The organism is Brevibacterium sp. 239c, from assembly GCF_900169365.1.
Taxonomy (GTDB): Bacteria; Actinomycetota; Actinomycetes; order Actinomycetales; family Brevibacteriaceae; genus Brevibacterium.
Genome location: NZ_FXZH01000002.1, coordinates 328,719 through 345,851, shown reverse-complemented (window position 1 = coordinate 345,851; position 17,133 = coordinate 328,719). Strand labels below are relative to the sequence as shown.

Below are 17,133 nucleotides of genomic sequence, written 5' to 3'. Positions count from 1 at the left end.
CCGAAGTCGAAGTCACCTGGGCGCTCTACCAAGACATCGTGGCTGCTTACCGGGCCGAGGACCGCAGTGAAGGCAAGAGGCTCTTGCAGGCTGTCATCGATGTCTTGTCGGCAGGACTGCCTGCTGGGTTGACGGAGTTGAGGCGGTTGGGGAGAACGCTGAAGCGACGCGCAGCGGATGTGTTGGCGTTCTTCACGAGGCCAGGAACGTCGAATGGGCCCACCGAATCGATCAATGGTCGGCTCGAGCACCTTCGAGGATCGGCACTCGGGTTTCGCAACCTGACTCATTACATCGCGAGGTGCTTACTTGAGTCCGGTGGTTTCAGACCGGTTTTACACTCTCGATTACGATGAGCCCCATTGGTTCTCCCAAGTGAAGGCGAATCCAACGAAGGTTGGGTGTTTCGCAATTTAAATATCAAAAATGCGGCACCGAGCTACGAACTCACACCGCCATCGATTAATTGATTAAATTTTGCCTTGTTGCCGTCAGAGACCCACCTGCCAGCTACAGGATCTCGGACATATTGCTTAAATAAGGTCGAAATCAAATCATCGCTAACATTTTCCAAAACATCATTCCAAGATTGATTGAAAGTCGTAAAACTCCACGCTACTGTATATCCAGAAATATTTGAAGGCAACCCGAGAGAGTACATCTCAGTAATATCGTGCGCAACGAACCTAACCTCAATATTCCAATCGCCCGAATTTCCGAGCTGCTCAAGCTCTACTTTTCGCTTTTTAAGAATTTTTGCCAATGAATCGGCGTGAATATTGACGTAAAAATCCGAAAGCGAACCGCCATGCGCCTCGAAAGCAATAACTGACTTGGAGTCGCGAGACTTAAATTCAACATCACCCATTTTCAGTTTCGAAGTATTTGAAGCCGACACAGAGTCACCACGGCCACGAACTTCGAAATCGTATTCGCTCGAGATCAGCATTGCTGTAGCCAGGAAATCAACTGCGCGCTGCTCAAGAATCCCGAAGGTGTGCGAGTTCCCCACGGACAACCCCGAAAAGAAGTTTCGAATCCCCTCCAAGTCAGGATCATACACTTCAGTCAAATGTTCGGTATAGGAGTCCTCGATGCGCATCAACCATGGACGTATCCAAGAAGCGAGTTCACGCCGCGCCGGATAGGCCATCTGGTTAAGACCGGAAAATATGTCAGCGAGCGCCAGGGCCTGGCTACGGCCGGTCGTCATTCGAGACCACGCCCAGTTTCTGTCGAAGAATGATGCACCCTTCGAGTTGTTCAGGTAAGCGCTCTCAACCGCAGTGTATGACGGGTGCCGCTTCCGTTGCAGTCTCTTGGCAGTCCCGCTGCGCGGTGCAAATTCATATGCGGCCGAAACCGGGTGATCATACTCCTCGACGATCAAGAGATTCGTGTTCAAAATCACCGAATACTGCGGAACGAATTCCTCTCTACCAGGAAAGAATCTAACTAAGTGCGCAGAAAGATCCCCCGAATACCCTAGACTCGCAGCGACTTCAGATATCAAACCAATACATTCCTCTGGCGTCGCATCGCCAAATTTTTCCTGGCTTGCCGCCACGTCAAGCTCCGACTGCCTGAACATTTGCTCCTCAGAAAGAACTGGTCGCACTCCCAACGCTGCGGCTATAATCTGGAGTTGGTTCCAGTTGTACTCAAAGCCACCTCTCCGAGCACTTAGAACCCCAGCAACCTGTGCACAAGATAGCCTTTCATCGATCAGCAGCTGGGCGATCAAATTAGAGTGGCTGAGCAGCGCCGAAGCGTCTTCGAAGCTGAGATTTCCTGAGTCTTGCAATTTTTCGTGCACCAAGAAGTACTTGCCTGGGAATTGTTCGCCAAGAACCTTTTCGACGAGCAAAGAATCGGTTACCACATTTCGCAACAACACACTGGCCCGAGCTCCATCTCGCCACTTTGTGATCTCAAATCTCAAGTAGTCGGCTCTCGCTGTTTCCTCTTCTAAATCCGTCGCGCCCAGCCAATACTGAGCACGCTCGACCGCTTGTGCGCTGTTTTTCTGTGATATCGGCAGTAGTAGCTGGCTCATCACGTGAGCGACGGTCTGCAGCCCCTCCATTATTTCTCCCAGAGACTAGTATTCTTAAATTCGGACTTCTCGACGCAGTCAGCTAGGACCTCACCGGGGTTCACACCTAGAACGTGGCAACACGCTACAAACAAGTCAATCGTCCACCTACTTCGGCCAGATTCCAGTCTCGAAAGGGTGGAAGGATCAAGCTCGACTTGTTCGGCCAGGTCACGCTGGGATAGTCCACTCTCCTCTCTCAAGCGCTGAATCTCCCGCCCCGCAGTCACGCCGAGATTCATGAGTGTCCTTTCAGAATAAACAGACTCTCATCCACGTTACGCGAACCGCGATTCCGTAAAGCATCCACGCGCCGGAGCTGATAAGATTTAGCTCGGGCTCTTGCAAAATGCTCAATTTGACTCGTATAGACCTGGGAAGGTGGATATGGCAGCTCCACGCGTGGTGTCCTTGTTCAGCGGCGCCGGCGGCATGGATCTCGGGTTCACTCTCGCTGGGTTCAATCCAATTTTCGCCAATGATATTGACCCGGTTGCGTTAGATAGCTATCGCAGTTGGATGGACCTCGCGAGAGAACAACTACCACATTTGAATGCCTCCAACCATCGCCTGGTGCCGGGCGACATCACTCAAGTTGATGATCTACCCGGAGAAGGAGACGCAGAAATTGTTATCGGAGGCCCTCCGTGTCAAGGATTCTCAGTCGCCGGAAAAATGAATCCAGATGACCCTCGCTCGAGGCAGGTCTGGAATTTTCTTGCTGTGGTCAACCGGGTTAAACCAAAAGCTTTTGTCATGGAAAACGTGCAGGCCCTTGCTGTGAATAAACGTTGGGCCGGTTTACGAGAGGACCTTCTGAGAGAATCCGATTCACTAGGCTATGCCACTTCACTTTTCGTTTTGAATGCGAGCCACTTCAACGCTCCACAATCTCGTTTAAGAATGTTCCTAGTCGGCATCGAGAAGCCAGGCGACCCTATGCCCGCCCCGTCTCCTATAACAGCGGATAATCCGCCGACACTTCGGGAAGCAGTAAAGACGGTGCCTCAGTGGAACACGCCGGGCAACGACACAATTTGCACTGCCCGCGTTACTCCCGCAAAAAAGCCGGTACTTAGACGGTCCCCGTTCGCTGGAATGCTCTTTAACGGGCAAGGCAGGCCCATGGATCTAGAACGTCCGGCTCCTACCCTGCCTGCTTCCATGGGCGGAAACCGAACTCCCATTATTGACCAGGATCAACTAGCTCAAGGCTCCTCTAACTGGATTGTGGATTATCATAGACAACTGCTTGACGGCGGATCAACCGTGTCAGCAGTTCCGAATCGGATGCGCAGGATTACGGTTGAAGAAGCGGCGGCAATTCAGACGTTTCCCCCGAGCATGAATTGGAGCGGGAAACAAAGCGCCAGGTACCGGCAGATTGGAAACGCGGTCCCTCCGGTATTGGCCTACCATGTTGCAAATGCATTGCGCAAGGCGCTTCGTTACCCAGACTTTCGCCCCCCGGACCAATTTCTAGGATTGGGCGTTAGCTAACCGATCCGCCCCAATACACGCATGAAACGCAATGAAGATGCATCTATCCACGGTCCGAGCATCAAATTGATGACCGGGCTTCCTCCCCCCGGCGACCTCGATGACGGCTTTTCGACTGTGAGGGCCGTCGGTGCCCCCTAGACCACCACAAATAGGGCACTGCTCACACTTTCTGATCACGGACGACCACTTTTAGAATTCCAAAATGTCAGCCCGATAGGTCCTTCAACACGCTCTCTGTATCCCCACCCAGCCGCGGAGCAGGAACAGCATCAGCCACCGGGGTCCCTGAGAACGACAACGGCACCCGCGGCGCCAACACAGTCCCAACCCCCGGCTGATCAATCTCACCGAACAGCGGGTTATCCAATGAGCACCACGGATCGTTGTTAACGAGTTCCTCAAATGTTTGGAACTCCCCCTGCAGGACACCCGCACCGCTCAACGCCTCTGCAGCCTCGGCAGCAGTGTGCGCGGCGAACCACGGGCGTACGACAGCGTCGATAGCCTCGCGAGCCTCGAAGCGCCCACCTTCTGTGGACAGATCGACGTCCAAGAGAGGCCCGATCATCTCAAGCTTCTCGCTCAAACCAGTCGCGGTACCCAGCCCCCGCCAGTGCTTGTTCGAGATGACGGCGACCATGATCTCGCGACCGTCCGAGGTCGTAAATGACTGCCCATACGCCCCATAGAGGCCGTTGCCCAACGGGCCACGCGTCTTCCCTGTCGCCTGCACCTCGGCGATGTAGCCGAGGTTGCCGACAGTCGCGAGCATGACGTCAGACAGGGCGAGGGTGATCTCCTGACCCTTCCCCGAGGATCGGCGATCCAGCTCAGCAGCCATGATCCCGTTCGCAATATAGAGACCCGCGGCGGCGTCCCACGCCGGCAGAGCATTGTTGACCGGGCGCTCGTCATCACCGGTGATGATCGGGAAGCCACTAGCCGCATTGATTGTGTAGTCCACGGCCGGCTTCCCGTCATGGGACCCGTTGAGCCGCAGCATGACCAGATCCTCACGGTGCTGGACGAGGTTGTCGTAGCTCAACCATCCACGGGCGGGCAGGTTCGTCACCAGGGTGCCCGCCTCGGCGATGAGGTCGGTCGCAATCTTCTGTCCCTCTTCGGACTTGAGATCGAGGGTGACCGAGCGCTTGCCTTTGTTCAGGCTCGCCCAATAGATCGACGTCCCGTCATCACTGATCGGCCACCGGTTGGCGTCGATGTTGCCGCCGATGGGGTCGATGCGGATGACGTCCGCACCCAGCTGTGCCAGGGTCATCGCACCCAAGGGGGCTGCGACGAAGGCAGAGATTTCGATGATTTTGAGTCCGGCCAGTGGCGCTGGGCGTGTATCGGGCATAGGGATTCTCCTCAGGGCGCGGTGGTGACGGTGGCGGCGATTGCGGTCTTCCCACCTGGGGCGATGGCCGCAACCTCGTGCGTGGTCGCATCGATGCGACGGCCGACGAGGTGGATCTGCTCGTTCGCGAACAGCGGCGACTTCGCCGTGAACGTGTACCCGGCGACCGTGGCCTCCGGGTAGTTCTTCATGAACGCGTCGAGCAGCAGCGTCGCCGTCAGCGGGCCGTGGGTGACGAGTCCCGGGTAGCCTTCGACGCCCGTCACGTACGGGTAGTCGTAGTGGATCCGGTGGGAATTGAACGTCAGCGCCGAGTAGCGGAAGAGCATGACCTCGTTGGGCCGCACCGAGCGCACCCATTCCCATCCTTCGGGTGCCGGTGTGTCCTCGCGAGGCGGCTTGGCGGCAGACCCCACATTGCCCGAGGTGGTCGCTTCCCGGTAGACGATCGTGTGCCGGTCGGTCGTCGCCAGGACTCCATCGGCGGCCACTTCGTGACGGAGGATGACAAAGCAGAGGCGACCGCTGCCGCCGGTCTTCTCCGTGATCGATTCGATCGTCGTGGTCCGTTTCAGAGCCTGCCCTGCGGTGATCGGCGCGTGGAATTCGAGATCGCTGCCGGCCCACATCCGCCGAGGCAGGTCCACAGGTGGCATGAAACCGCCGAGTTTCGCGTGTCCGTCGGCACCGAGCTCGCTCATCGGGACGTCGTCCTCGCTGAAGTGCAGCCAGTGGCCGACGGGGAAGAGCGTCTGCGGGCCTGAACCTTCCGGAACGTCCTGCTCGAGCAGCGTAGCCAAGCGTGCCGCATTGACGCCCGAAGCAATGTCTTCTTCGATACTGGATCGGCCGACCCAGCCCTGCAGATTGATCTCAGTCATTTCAACGCCCTAACAGTTCATCGGAGATGATGCGCATCTGGATCTCCGAGGAGCCTTCGAAGATCTTCGTCAACCGCGCATCCCGCCAATGGCGTTCGACCGCGAAGTCCTTCGTATATCCGGCACCACCATGGATCTGGACCCCCTCCGACGTGACCTTCTCCGCCATCTCCGCCGCCAAATATTTGACCATCGCGGCCTCCTTGTCACACCTTCGACCCGAATCGATCTCGGTGCACACGTGATACATCAGCGCCCGGCACGCCTCAATCTGGGCGGCCATGTCAGCAACCTTGAATCGCAGATGCTGGAAGTCAGCCAGCGGGTGTCCGAACTGGACCCGCTGCTTCAAATAGGCAATCGAGTCCTCCAGTGCCGCCTGCGCCAAACCGATCGACCGGGCAGCCGTATGCGCACGTCCGACTTCGAGACCGGACACAGCCTGGTAGAAGCCCTTGTCTTCCTCACCCAACAGAGCATCGGCGGGCAGGTGGAAGTCGTCGAAGTTCAGATCCCAGGTCTTCCATCCGAAGTACCCGATCTTCTTCACCGCCGTCCCCGACATCCCCTCGGGGAACTCACCACGGTTCTTCTCAACCAAGAATGCCGAGATCCCACGATGCCGCTTGGCCTCATCGGTCGAGGTGCGGGCGAAGAGAATCAAATAGTCGGCCTGATCGGCGAACGTGCACCACATCTTCGTGCCGTTGATGACCCAGCCGCCGTCATCGGCACGAGTGGCCTTGCACCGAATGTTCGCGACATCGGATCCGGCTTCTGCCTCGGACAGGGCGAAGGCACCTAAGTATTCGCCGGTGGCGACCTTCGGCAGCAGCCGGGCTTCCTGTTCGGGTGAGAAGCCACCGCCCATGCCATTGCCCCGAGCCAGCAGTCCACCGACGGACATCCAGGCTCTAGAGAGTTCTTCGGCCACGAGGCAGTACTCGAAGACGCCGAGTCCCAGGCCTCCGTATTCTTCGGGGATCAAAATGCCGAAGAACCCCATATCGGCCATCTGCTTGATGAACCAATCGGGGAACTGCCCCTCGAGCGGGTCAAGCTCATTGGCCAGCGGAAGGACGACATCGTGGGCGAACTCGCGGGCGAGCGCCTGGATCTCCAACCGCTCCTCGGTCATGAAATGCGGGGTGTCAGGCCTCGGCCTCGGCTTATGCGTCATGGTGCGTCTCCCTCTCAGACTTGTCCGACGTCAGGCCTTGTTGCGGCCGATGAGCTGCTTGGCGATGACGCCCAGCTGGATTTCGTTGGTGCCCTCGCCGACGATCATCAGCGGTGCGTCACGGTAGTAGCGTTCGACGTCGTACTCGGTGGAGTATCCGTAACCGCCATGGACACGGATGGCGTCAAGGGCCACCTCGGCGGCCATCTCTGAGGCGTAATACTTGGCCATACCGGCCTCCATATCCACGCGCTCACCCGAGTCATAGGTGCGAGCCGCGTGGAGGACGAGCTGCCGAGCAGCCTCGAGCTTCGTGGCCATCTTCGCCAACTGATTGCCCACGGCCTGGTGACGCCAAATCGGCTTGCCCATGGACTCGCGCTCCTGCGAGTACTTCACCGCGTCGTTCAGCGCAGCCTGGGCCACGCCGAGCGAGCGTGAGGCGACCTGGATACGGCCGATCTCCAGGCCCTTCATCATCTGCTTGAAGCCCACACCCTCGACCGAGCCGAGCAGCTGGGACTGCGGCTGACGCAGGTTCTCGAATACGAGCTCACAAGTCTCGACACCCTTGTAGCCGAGCTTCGAGAGGTTCTTCGACACCGTGAAGCCCTCGCCCTTCTCGACGAGGATGATCGAGATCCCCTTGTGACGCGGTTCGGCCGTCGGGTCGGTCTTGCACAGCAGGGCGATGAGGTCGGACTTGCGGGCGTTGGTGATCCAGGTCTTCGACCCGTTGATGACGTAGTCCTCGCCGTCCTTGGCCGCGACCGTGCGCAGGGCCTGCAGGTCGGAGCCGCCGCCGGGTTCGGTCAGGGCCATGGTCGCGCGCAGTTCACCGGTGGCCATGCGCGGCAGGTACTTGTCCTTCTGCTCGGCGGTGCCGTATTCGGCGATGAGCTTGGCCACGACGGTGTGCCCGCCCATGGCTCCAGCCAGGGACATCCACCCGCGGGCCAGTTCCTGCGTGATCAGCGCATAGGCCTCGGTCGAGACCTTGCCCATCCCCCAGGGTTCGTCGATCGCAAGTCCGTAGATACCCATGTCTTTCATGGTCTGGATCCACTTTTCCGGGTATTCGTCGGCGTGTTCGACCCGGTTGACGTGGGGTTTGACGTCGTGGTCGATGAACTCGGCGACCGTATCGATCATCATCTGCTCTTCGCTGCTGACTGCCATCTCGAATTCCTTTTCCTCTGCTGCTGAAGTTGTGATTGTCTGCCTCGCCGAGGTGGCCCGACGTGGCCGTGTCCGTGGTCGGTTCAGTCCAGCTGGGCGCCGTCCTTGGCAGTTCTCGTCCGCCCGAGTCCGATCGTCGTGTCGGGCCCCGTGGCGTCGAAGAAGTCGTTGCCCTTGTCGTCGGTGATGATGAAGGCTGGGAAGTCTTCCACCCTGATTCGCCATACCGCTTCCATCCCGAGGTCTTCCATGTCGAGGACTTCGACTTCGGTGATGCAGTCCTGGGCCAGACGGGCCGCGGGCCCACCGATGGAGCCGAGGTAGAACCCGCCGAATTCCGCGCAGGAGTCCTTGACCTGCTTGGAGCGGTTGCCCTTGGCCAACATGATCATCGACCCGCCGGCTTCCTGGAACTCGCGCACGTAGGTGTCCATCCGCGAGGCGGTGGTCGGCCCGAACGATCCCGAGGGCATTCCTTCGGGAGTCTTGGCCGGTCCCGCGTAATAGATCGGGTGGTCCTTGAAGTACTCGGGAAGTTCGCCGCCCTCGCCCAGTCGCTGTCGCAGATTCGCGTGGACGATATCACGGGCCACGATCACGGTGCCCGACAGCGAAAGCCTGTCCCCTACGGCCAGTTGGCTCAGCTGGGACTGGAGTTCTGGCATGGGACGGTCGAGATCCACCTCGGTGACATTGCCCGATTCGATCTCCTCGACGCGACCCATGGACGGCAGGAATCGTGCCGGATCGTGCTCGAGCTCTTCGATGAAGACACCCTCGGCATTGATCCGGGCGATGATCTGCCGGTCGGCCGAGCAGCTCACAGCGATGGCGATCGGCAGTGATCCGTTGTGGCGTGGGAGCCTGACGACGCGCACGTCGTGGCAGAAGTACTTACCCCCGAACTGGGCGCCGAACCCGAGCGTCTGCGTCAGCTTGAACACGGTGTCTTCGAAGTCCGTGTCCCGGAACCCGTGGCCGGTTTCGTCGCCGGTGGTGGGCAGGTCGTCGAGGTAGTGGGCGCTGGCGAGCTTTGCGGTCTTGAGCGTGAACTCGGCAGAGGGTCCGCCGATGACCACAGCCAAGTGGTATGGCGGGCAGGCCGCGGTGCCGAGGGTCGAGATCTTCTCCGCCAGGAAGTCGAGCATCGAAGCCTCGTTGAGCACGGCCTTCGTCTCCTGATACAGGAAGGACTTGTTCGCGCTTCCCCCACCCTTGGCCATGAACAGCAGCTCATAGTCATCGTCCGGGCTGAGGCCCACTTCGATCTGCGCGGGCAGGTTGGTGCCCGTATTCTTCTCCTCGAACAGGCTGACCGGAGCCAACTGTGAGTAGCGAAGGTTGAGTTCCTCGTACGCCTTGTGGATGCCGGCCGAGAGGTGCCTCGCATCGTCACCATCGGTGAGCACATTGGGTCCGCGTTTGGCGGAGACGATGGCGGTGCCGGTGTCTTGGCACATCGGCAGGATCTCCCCGGCTGAGACCGAAGCGTTCTGCAGCAGGTCGAGGGCGACGAAGACGTCGTTGGCGCTGGCCTCCGGATCGTCGATGATGGCGCGCAGGCTGGCCAGGTGGTCGGTGCGCAGGTAGTGCGAGACCTCTTTGAAGGCCACCTCGGCAAGGCCGGTCAACGTTGACGGCGCCACCTGCAGGAATGACCTGGACTGGCCGGCCACCTCGGCGTGGACCGTCTCGACACCGTCGATGTCGAGACGACGCATGGCCGGACCGTCACCGTCAGTGGGCAGAAGAGAGGTGTACGCGAAGGCAGGAGTTGAGGCCGTGGATTGATCGGACATGGTGATCAGATGGCTCCTTCACGATGGAGTTCGGCGATCTGCGTGGGACTGAATCCCAGGCCGCCGAGGATGGACTCCGTATGGTCACCGACTCCAGGAATCGGGTCCATTCGAGGTTCGACCCCGGACATTTCGACCGGAGGCAGAAGCATCGGGATCGGCCCGACCGGGGAACCGACGTCCTGCCAGCGCTCGCGTTCGACCAGCTGGGGGTGATCGGCGATCTCGGTCATGTCCCGCTGCCGCGAGTGAGCGACCTTGGCGGCTTCGAGGAGCTCGTCGCACTGCGCGCCGGTGAAGTCAGCGAAGACACCTTCGATGATTGTCTGCAGCTCGCCGCGGTGGGCGTAGCGGTGGGCTGCCCGATCGAAGCGTTCGTCGGTGACCATGTCGTCACGGCCCAGAACCTGGGTGGCGAAGCTCTTCCATTCGCGCTCATTCTGAATCGCGAGCATGATCTGGGTGCCGTCACCGCAGGTGAAGGCACCATAGGGGGCGATCGCCGCATGCGAGGTTCCAGCTCTCGTGGGGCGGGTCCCGCTGCCGGAGGTGAAGTAAAGGGGGTAGCCCATCCATTCGACGAGGGAGTCGAAAAGGCTGATCTGCAAGGTGGCGCCTTTGCCTGTCTTCTCCCGATTGAACAGGGCGGTCAGTATGCCGGAGTACGTGTACATTCCGGCGGAGATGTCCGCCGTTGAGATTCCCGTCTTCGCGGGTTGATCCTCGGTCCCCGTCACGGAGACCAAACCTGCCTCGGCCTGCACAAGTGCATCGTATGCCTTGGCATCCTTGTACGGTCCGTCTGGTCCGTATCCGGAGATCGAGGCGTAGATGAGTCGATCGTTCATGCCGCGCAGCTCTTCGGCACCAAAGCCCAGTCGCTCGGCCGCGCCGGGGGCGAAGTTCTGGATGAACACGTCGGCCTCGGCGACAAGATCCTTGAGGATCGCTTTGCCCTGTGGGTGCTTGAGGTCGAGGCTGAGGCTCTCCTTGTTGCGGTTGAGCCACACGAAATGGCTCGCCATTCCGTTGACCGTGGTGTCATAGCCGCGAGCGAAGTCCCCGGTTCCGGGGCGTTCGATCTTGATCACACGCGCGCCCAGATCGGCGAGCTGCCTGGAGGCGAAGGGCGCTGCCACAGCCTGCTCACAGCTGATGACGGTGATCCCGGACAAGGGAAGTTCAGCGTGCAAGGGGCCTCCACAACGAGATTTTTTAAGCTTTCCCCGATATAATACATCATCCTACTGATGATGCATTCTTCACTCACAAACCCACTGCCGGGATACACTTCACTGAGCACAGATCATCAACGATAGGCAACGAGCGGCAACGGAAGGCTGTGAAGTGGACCAGGAATCGGCATCGACGAAGCGGGACAAGATCGTCCTGGGACTGCGCCGGAAGATCCTTGGGCGTGAGCTCGAGCGCGGTGAGCGCCTGCGCCAGGACGAAGTCGCCGAATGGTTCAAGGCCTCGATCACCCCCGTCCGAGAGGCCCTGCGCATCCTCGAATCCGAAGGCCTCGTCTCCTCAGAGGCTCATCGCGGTGTCCGCGTGGCCGGCGTCGATGTCGAGCGTCTCAAATCGCTCTTCGTCACCCGCAGACTGACCGAGACCTTCGCGATCGCCCGCGCCACAACTAGGATCTCCCGGCATGAGCTGCGACAAGCCGAGAAGCTCCTCGAAGCCCTTGACGTCGCCAGCGACAGGGGCGATGCCATGGGACGCAATTCCCGCAACGAGGAGTTCCACTTCTTCTTCTACGACCGATGCGGACTGCCTGCCCTGCGCGATGACATCGCCACCCGGTGGCGAGCCTTCCCCTGGGATCTCACCCTCGACAGCTCTGACCGACTCAACCAGGTCCACAGCGAACACCAGGCCATCGTCGATGCCGTCAAACGGATCGACCCCGACGCGGCGGCGACCCACCTCGGCGATCACATCACGAACGGGTTCCTGCGCTTGGCCGAGTCAACAACGGGCGAGCCGATCGCCGATCCCTTCGACTTCGACGCGGACTGAGCAACCCGACTTCCCCACGCTCTGCATCCATGGACCGCACGATTCCCACATCTCAAGAAATAATGCATTCTTTTACAGATAATATTGGAAATCGTCTGATTCTCGTCTAAGCTCAAGATCGTTTGGCTCCGAGAGCGACTACCTGGTCACGTGCACGTTGTCGTGCACAGTGCAGCAGACTGCGACATCTGCACTTGTCACTTCGGAGACTGACACGACACTGGTCTCAATAACTGGAGCTGACGATGACGTCGATACGACGACCGAGGTGGAAGCCGCTGGTTGCCTGCCTGTCGATCTGCCTGCTCGCTCTGAGCGGCTGCAATCCCGCGCGCAGCGGCAAGCACGAGAAGTTCGAACTGCGCTTTGCCCATGTGACGTCGACAGGTACGCCGAAGGGACTTGCCGCCGACTACTTCGCGAAACAGATCGAGGAGAAATCCGACGGCCGCATCCAGGTCGAGGTATTCCCGAACTCGGAGCTCTACGGCGACAAGGACGAGATGCAGGCGCTGCAGTCCAATGCCGTGCAGATGCTCGCCCCGGCGAGCGCCAAGTTCACCACGATCGCACCGAGCCTGCAGGTCCTTGACCTGCCGTTCATCTTCGACGAACCCGATGAGATCCCGGACATCGTCAGCCCCGACACCGAAATCGGCAAGGCGATCTACGCCAACCCCGACCTCGAAGCCAATGGGGTCAAGGTGTTGGGCCTGTGGGACTCGGGAATGAAGCAGATCCACTCGAACAACCCCACCTTGTCGCCCAAGGACATGAAGGGCAAGAAGTACCGGATCCAACCCTCCGATGTGCTGCGCACCCAGTTTGAGACCTGGGGTGGAATCCCCTCTCCGCTGGCCTTCGCCGAGGTCTACAACGGACTGCAGCAGGGGCTCATCGACGGTGGTGAGAACACCTACTCGAACATCCAGTCCCAGAACATGCACACGGTCCAGAAGTACGTGACCGAACTCGATCATGGGTACATCGGCTACATCCTCACCGTGAACAAACGCTGGTACGACGAACTGCCGGATGACCTGCAGGCCGTCGTCGACGAATCCGCCGATGAGGCTTCCGAGTTCAACCGCAAGGAAGCCCAGAAGGTCAACGCCGAGTCCAAGAAGACCATCGAAGAGACCGGCAACACGGAGATCGTCATTCCGACGAAGAAGCAGCGACAGTCGTTCAAGGACATGGTCGTGCCCTCCGAGTACGAGAAGTACCGGGACGTCATCGGACCCGAGGTCGTCGACGAGCTCCTCCAACGCGATAAGGAAAGGGGCTGAGCATGCGAACCTTCGACAAATATCTCTGCCAGGTAGAGAATTTCCTCGCCGGCGGCAGTCTCATCGCTGCGACAGTGCTGGCCGTCTTCGCGGTCCTCCTGCGCAACATCACGGGTGACGTGCTCTTCTGGTCAGAGGAAGCCATCATCTACCTCATCGTCTGCTCGACGTTCTTCGGCGCTGTCGTGACCCTGCGACACAACGAACACGTCGCGGTCGACATCATGCCGACGCTGCTCAAGGGACGGAAGAAGAAGTTCTTCGTCGTCCTGGGCGGGCTCATGACCCTGATCTACGCGGGGTTCATCGCCTACCTGTCGTGGGCTCTGATCAGCGAGCCTTTCTCCCGCACCACCATCACACCAGCACTGAAGCTGCCGCTGTGGGCCGTCGAACTCTCCCTAGCTGTGGGCATGACCCTGTTCTTCATCCGCGCAGCCGAGATGCTCATCCGTGCGGTGAAGGCTCCACCCGAAGCACTCGACAAGGATGCATTCGCTGAGGAAGCCGCGGCCGTCGGCATCGACGTGAACGACATCGCCATCGATGACGACGATACGAAGGAAGGGGATCGCTGATGCTCGAAGCAACGTTCGTCCTCATTGCTGTCCTCCTCCTGCTGCTCATCACCTCGGCGCCCATCGCGGTGGCCCTGGGCCTGACCAGCCTCGTCTACTTCTACTACTTCACGCTGACTCCGATGACCCAGGTCTCGGAACGTCTCTTCAACGCGCTGAACTCGTTCCCGCTCATGGCGATCCCGTTCTTCATCCTCGCGGCCAACATCATGTCCCGCGGCGGGATCTCGCGGCGCTTGACGGACTTCGGTGCAGCCATGGTCGGGCACCTGCGCGGCGGCATGGCGATCACCACGGTGCTGGCCTGCATGTTCTTCGCCGCAGTCTCCGGCTCATCTCCTGCCACGGTCGTGGCCGTCGGTGCGCTGATGATCCCTGCCATGATGCGAAACGGCTATCCGAAGGAGTTCTCCACGGGACTCGTGGCCACCTCGGGATCCTTGGGCATCCTCATCCCGCCGTCGATTCCGCTCATCGTCTTCGGCATCGCCACCGAGCAGAATATCGGTGACCTGTTCCTCGCCGGCATTCTGCCGGGTGTACTCGCCGGCGTCATGCTGCTGGGCATGGCCGTGTTCGTGGCGTGGAGGAAGGGCTATGGTCACGCCGGAGCCGGCTTCAAACTCTCGAACGCGGACAAGCTCAAGGCTTTCCGCGACGCGATCCTGGCCCTGGCACTGCCGTTCCTGGTGTTGGGCGGAATCTACTCAGGCTGGTTCACCCCCACCGAGGCCGCGGCCGTCGCCGTCGCCTACTCCCTGGTGGTCTCCCTGGTCATCTACCGCGAGATCAAGATCTCGCAGCTCTGGGAGGTCACGCTGTCATCGGTGAAGACCTCGGCGATGGTCATGTTCATCATCGCCAACGGCATCCTCTTCACCTTCGTGCTCGCCAGCGAGCGGATTCCAGGATCGGTCTCGGAGACGATCACCAACTGGGACCTGCAGCCGTGGCAGTTTCTCATCCTCGTCAACATCCTGCTGCTGTTCGTGGGCTGTGTGATGGAGACCTCCTCGGCGATCCTGATCCTGGCACCGATTCTGCTGCCGATCGCGATCGAGCTGGGCATCGACCCGATCCACTTCGGCATCATCGTCGTGATGAACCTGGAGATCGGCATGATCACGCCGCCACTGGGACTCAACCTATTCGTCGCCTCCGGGATGTCGGGCATGAGCGTCATGCGCGTGGCCAAGGCCGCAATCCCGAGCGCACTGGTGCTGCTGACTGCTCTGGCGCTGGTGACGTTCGTGCCGTTCTTCGCGACGGCCTTCGTTGGGTCGTAGTCGGAAGGACCTTCTGGAGTGATTCGGATGCACTATTCAATCTCAACAATGTGGTTCTGGTATGCCCAGACCACGGCCTGAAGGCGCGAGCGCACTCCGAGTTTGGGAAGGATTCGTGCCAGGTGGGATTTGACCGTCGCCACCTCGACGGTCAACTGTTCGGCAATCTCACTATTGGTCATTCCCTGCGCAAGCAGCATGAGGATCTCACGCTCGCGGGTGGTGATCACAGAGAGAGCACGAGAGGGAGTCACCGGCTGCAGCCGACGACGTTGAACGTATTCGCTGACGACCCGCCGAGTCAGTGAGCGGTCGAGTGTGCCGTAACCGCCCGCCACATGCCGGACCGCACGGAGAATCTCCTCGGGGTCGGAGTCCTTGAGCAGGAACCCCGAGACACCGGTCTCAAGAGCACGGAACATGTAGTCGTCGATATCGAAGGTCGTCAGCATGAGGACGGGAATAGGCGGATCCAGCTGTGGGGGTGAGATTCGGGCGGCGACCTCGATGCCATCCATCACGGGCATTCGAATGTCGAGGCAGGCGACATCCGGACGCAGTTCGAGCGCGAGCTCCAGCGCCTCACCCCCGTCTGCAGCTGCGCCTATGATCTCGATATCGGGTTCTGCGTCCAGCAATGCGATCAGTCCCCCTCGTACGAGTGGCTGATCGTCGGCGAGAAGTACACGGATCATGAGATTCCTCGATCTGGGTCACGTGGGATGGTCATCTGCACGACCCATCCGCCATTCTCATCTGGCCCTGCTTCACAGGTTCCGCCGATGAGTGCCGCACGTTCCACCATGCCGAGTATTCCAAGGCCGCTTCCACTGGTATGTGTTTCGCCGCTTCTGGTCGTTTGCGCTTCGCCGGTGGAGTCTCGCGCAGTATTACACACGGTCAAATGCAACGCTTCCGGGTCCGCCCCGTCAATCACGACTGTGCAGGACGAACCGGGGGCGTGACGGAGAGCGTTGGTCAAAGACTCCTGGACCATTCTGTATCCAGCGAGCTGGGCCAACGGTCCCACCCTTCGGCCGGGGTCCGTTCCTTCTCCGGCCTGGATCTGCAGTTCAACCTCGGCACCACTCGACCGAACTGCGGTGACGAGGTCGGCGATGGTGGCCAGTGTTTTGAGACCTTGGTCGTCATCGTCACGCAAGAGCCCGACGAGCCGGCGCAGGTCGTCGAGGATCGCTCGACTCTGTTCCCGAATCTGCAGTGCACCGTCCCGTGCAACCTCGGGATCGGTACCGATCTGACGTGCGATGGCTCCGGCCATCAGTGAGATGCCGGACAGGTGGTGTGCGGCGATGTCATGCAACTCGCGTGCCATTGTCGATCGTTCACGAGCCAGGGCCTCTCCGATCTGGGCATCCCGCTCGCGAGTGAGGGCATTGACGGTCTCTCGCTGAGCCGCAGACAACGCTCGCTGGGAGGCAATGAACACCGCCGGCATGAGCGGCAGAAGAACGACGATCGCAGCCTGACCCAGTGCGCCAAAGGCCGACGCGATCATGTTCTCCTCGCCAGCGCCGAGGCTGTTGACCCACTGCCCCGAGGCGACGATCACCGCGGTGAAGAGCGCCCATATGCTCAACCGCGACACCGTATTGCTGAGGCCGGTGAGGAACACACTGACGATGATCGGCAGGACTGTGAGAGTAAAAGCCGAGCTCGGCTGCACAGATGCCAAGCCCAACGGCAGAACAGCGATGAGGAGCATTGATGCAACGGGCCAGCGGACCCTGAGGACAAGTGCAATCGCCTGCACTACGAGAGTCGCTCCCGTGACAATCCAGTCTGCGTCCGACATGGGCTCGTCGTGCAACGACGGATCATGAGAGAAGAGCGAGGCTGTGAGAGCCAGAAGGGCGAGGGAGACGACCGCGGTCGAGAAGGCGATGATCAGTGCCGATCTCCATCGCGGAAGCTTCACTGGCACCATGTTCCGA

16 protein-coding genes are annotated in these 17,133 nt (G+C 59.9%); 6 read left to right on the top strand and 10 right to left on the bottom strand.

Annotated elements, in window-relative coordinates; genetic code table 11:
* A partial coding sequence (locus BSP239C_RS03405) for a transposase (protein ID WP_145997403.1) occupies positions 1–356 on the top strand: 356 nt, incomplete at its 5' end.
* Positions 357–439: 83 nt separating this feature from the next.
* Here BSP239C_RS03405 and BSP239C_RS03400 read toward each other — a convergent pair.
* Together BSP239C_RS03400 and BSP239C_RS21320 are read right to left on the bottom strand one after the other, a co-directional pair.
* On the bottom strand, positions 440–2,086 hold the full coding sequence (locus tag BSP239C_RS03400; RefSeq protein ID WP_101570195.1) for a hypothetical protein: 1,647 nt from the start codon (positions 2,084–2,086) through the stop codon (positions 440–442).
* Positions 2,086–2,337 (bottom strand): helix-turn-helix domain-containing protein, encoded by a 252-nt coding sequence (locus tag BSP239C_RS21320; protein WP_101570194.1) that lies wholly within the window; start codon positions 2,335–2,337, stop codon positions 2,086–2,088. The genes BSP239C_RS03400 and BSP239C_RS21320 overlap by 1 nt, the downstream gene beginning before the upstream one ends.
* Before the next feature lie 145 nt (positions 2,338–2,482).
* On the opposite strand from BSP239C_RS21320, the gene BSP239C_RS03390 reads away from it, so the two are divergent.
* Positions 2,483–3,595, top strand: coding sequence for a DNA cytosine methyltransferase (locus BSP239C_RS03390; RefSeq protein WP_101570193.1), 1,113 nt, complete (start codon positions 2,483–2,485; stop codon positions 3,593–3,595).
* 208 nt (positions 3,596–3,803) lie between these two features.
* Here the strand turns inward: BSP239C_RS03390 and BSP239C_RS03385 are convergent, their stop codons facing one another.
* The 6 genes from BSP239C_RS03385 to BSP239C_RS03360 all read right to left on the bottom strand — a co-directional run bounded on the left by BSP239C_RS03385 (position 3,804) and on the right by BSP239C_RS03360 (position 11,190).
* Positions 3,804–4,958: a CoA transferase gene (locus BSP239C_RS03385; RefSeq protein ID WP_101570192.1), complete on the bottom strand. Its 1,155-nt coding sequence runs from the start codon at positions 4,956–4,958 to the stop codon at positions 3,804–3,806.
* A gap of 11 nt (positions 4,959–4,969) precedes the next feature.
* Complete coding sequence (locus tag BSP239C_RS03380; RefSeq protein WP_101570191.1) at positions 4,970–5,839, bottom strand: MaoC family dehydratase N-terminal domain-containing protein; 870 nt, start codon at positions 5,837–5,839, stop codon at positions 4,970–4,972.
* 1 nt (position 5,840) lies between these two features.
* The gene (locus BSP239C_RS03375) at positions 5,841–7,019 is read right to left on the bottom strand and encodes an acyl-CoA dehydrogenase family protein (protein ID WP_101570190.1); all 1,179 of its coding nucleotides are present in this window, start codon (positions 7,017–7,019) and stop codon (positions 5,841–5,843) included.
* Between the two features lie 30 nt (positions 7,020–7,049).
* Positions 7,050–8,198, bottom strand: a complete 1,149-nt coding sequence (locus BSP239C_RS03370) for an acyl-CoA dehydrogenase family protein (protein ID WP_101570189.1) — start codon at positions 8,196–8,198, stop codon at positions 7,050–7,052.
* Between the two features lie 83 nt (positions 8,199–8,281).
* Entirely contained in the window at positions 8,282–9,997 is a 1,716-nt protein-coding gene (locus BSP239C_RS03365) for a FumA C-terminus/TtdB family hydratase beta subunit (protein WP_101570188.1), read from the bottom strand.
* A gap of 5 nt (positions 9,998–10,002) precedes the next feature.
* Entirely contained in the window at positions 10,003–11,190 is a 1,188-nt protein-coding gene (locus BSP239C_RS03360) for a CaiB/BaiF CoA-transferase family protein (protein ID WP_101570187.1), read from the bottom strand.
* A 154-nt stretch (positions 11,191–11,344) separates the two neighbouring features.
* Here BSP239C_RS03360 and BSP239C_RS03355 point away from each other — a divergent pair, with 154 nt between their 5' ends.
* The 4 genes from BSP239C_RS03355 (at position 11,345) to BSP239C_RS03340 (ending at position 15,178) form a co-directional block, all read left to right on the top strand.
* On the top strand, positions 11,345–12,025 hold the full coding sequence (locus tag BSP239C_RS03355) for a GntR family transcriptional regulator (protein WP_101570186.1): 681 nt from the start codon (positions 11,345–11,347) through the stop codon (positions 12,023–12,025).
* Between the two features lie 245 nt (positions 12,026–12,270).
* Positions 12,271–13,314, top strand: coding sequence for a TRAP transporter substrate-binding protein (locus tag BSP239C_RS03350; RefSeq protein ID WP_101570185.1), 1,044 nt, complete (start codon positions 12,271–12,273; stop codon positions 13,312–13,314).
* A gap of 2 nt (positions 13,315–13,316) precedes the next feature.
* On the top strand, positions 13,317–13,892 hold the full coding sequence (locus BSP239C_RS03345) for a TRAP transporter small permease (RefSeq protein ID WP_101570184.1): 576 nt from the start codon (positions 13,317–13,319) through the stop codon (positions 13,890–13,892).
* On the top strand, positions 13,892–15,178 hold the full coding sequence (locus BSP239C_RS03340; protein WP_101570183.1) for a TRAP transporter large permease: 1,287 nt from the start codon (positions 13,892–13,894) through the stop codon (positions 15,176–15,178). Before BSP239C_RS03345 ends, BSP239C_RS03340 begins: the two co-directional genes overlap by 1 nt.
* A gap of 32 nt (positions 15,179–15,210) precedes the next feature.
* On the opposite strand, the gene BSP239C_RS03335 is transcribed toward BSP239C_RS03340, so the two are convergent.
* Positions 15,211–15,873, bottom strand: a complete 663-nt coding sequence (locus tag BSP239C_RS03335) for a response regulator transcription factor (protein WP_101570182.1) — start codon at positions 15,871–15,873, stop codon at positions 15,211–15,213.
* On the bottom strand, positions 15,870–17,126 hold the full coding sequence (locus tag BSP239C_RS03330; protein ID WP_101570229.1) for a sensor histidine kinase: 1,257 nt from the start codon (positions 17,124–17,126) through the stop codon (positions 15,870–15,872). Before BSP239C_RS03330 ends, BSP239C_RS03335 begins: the two co-directional genes overlap by 4 nt.
* Positions 17,127–17,133: the final 7 nt, after the last annotated feature.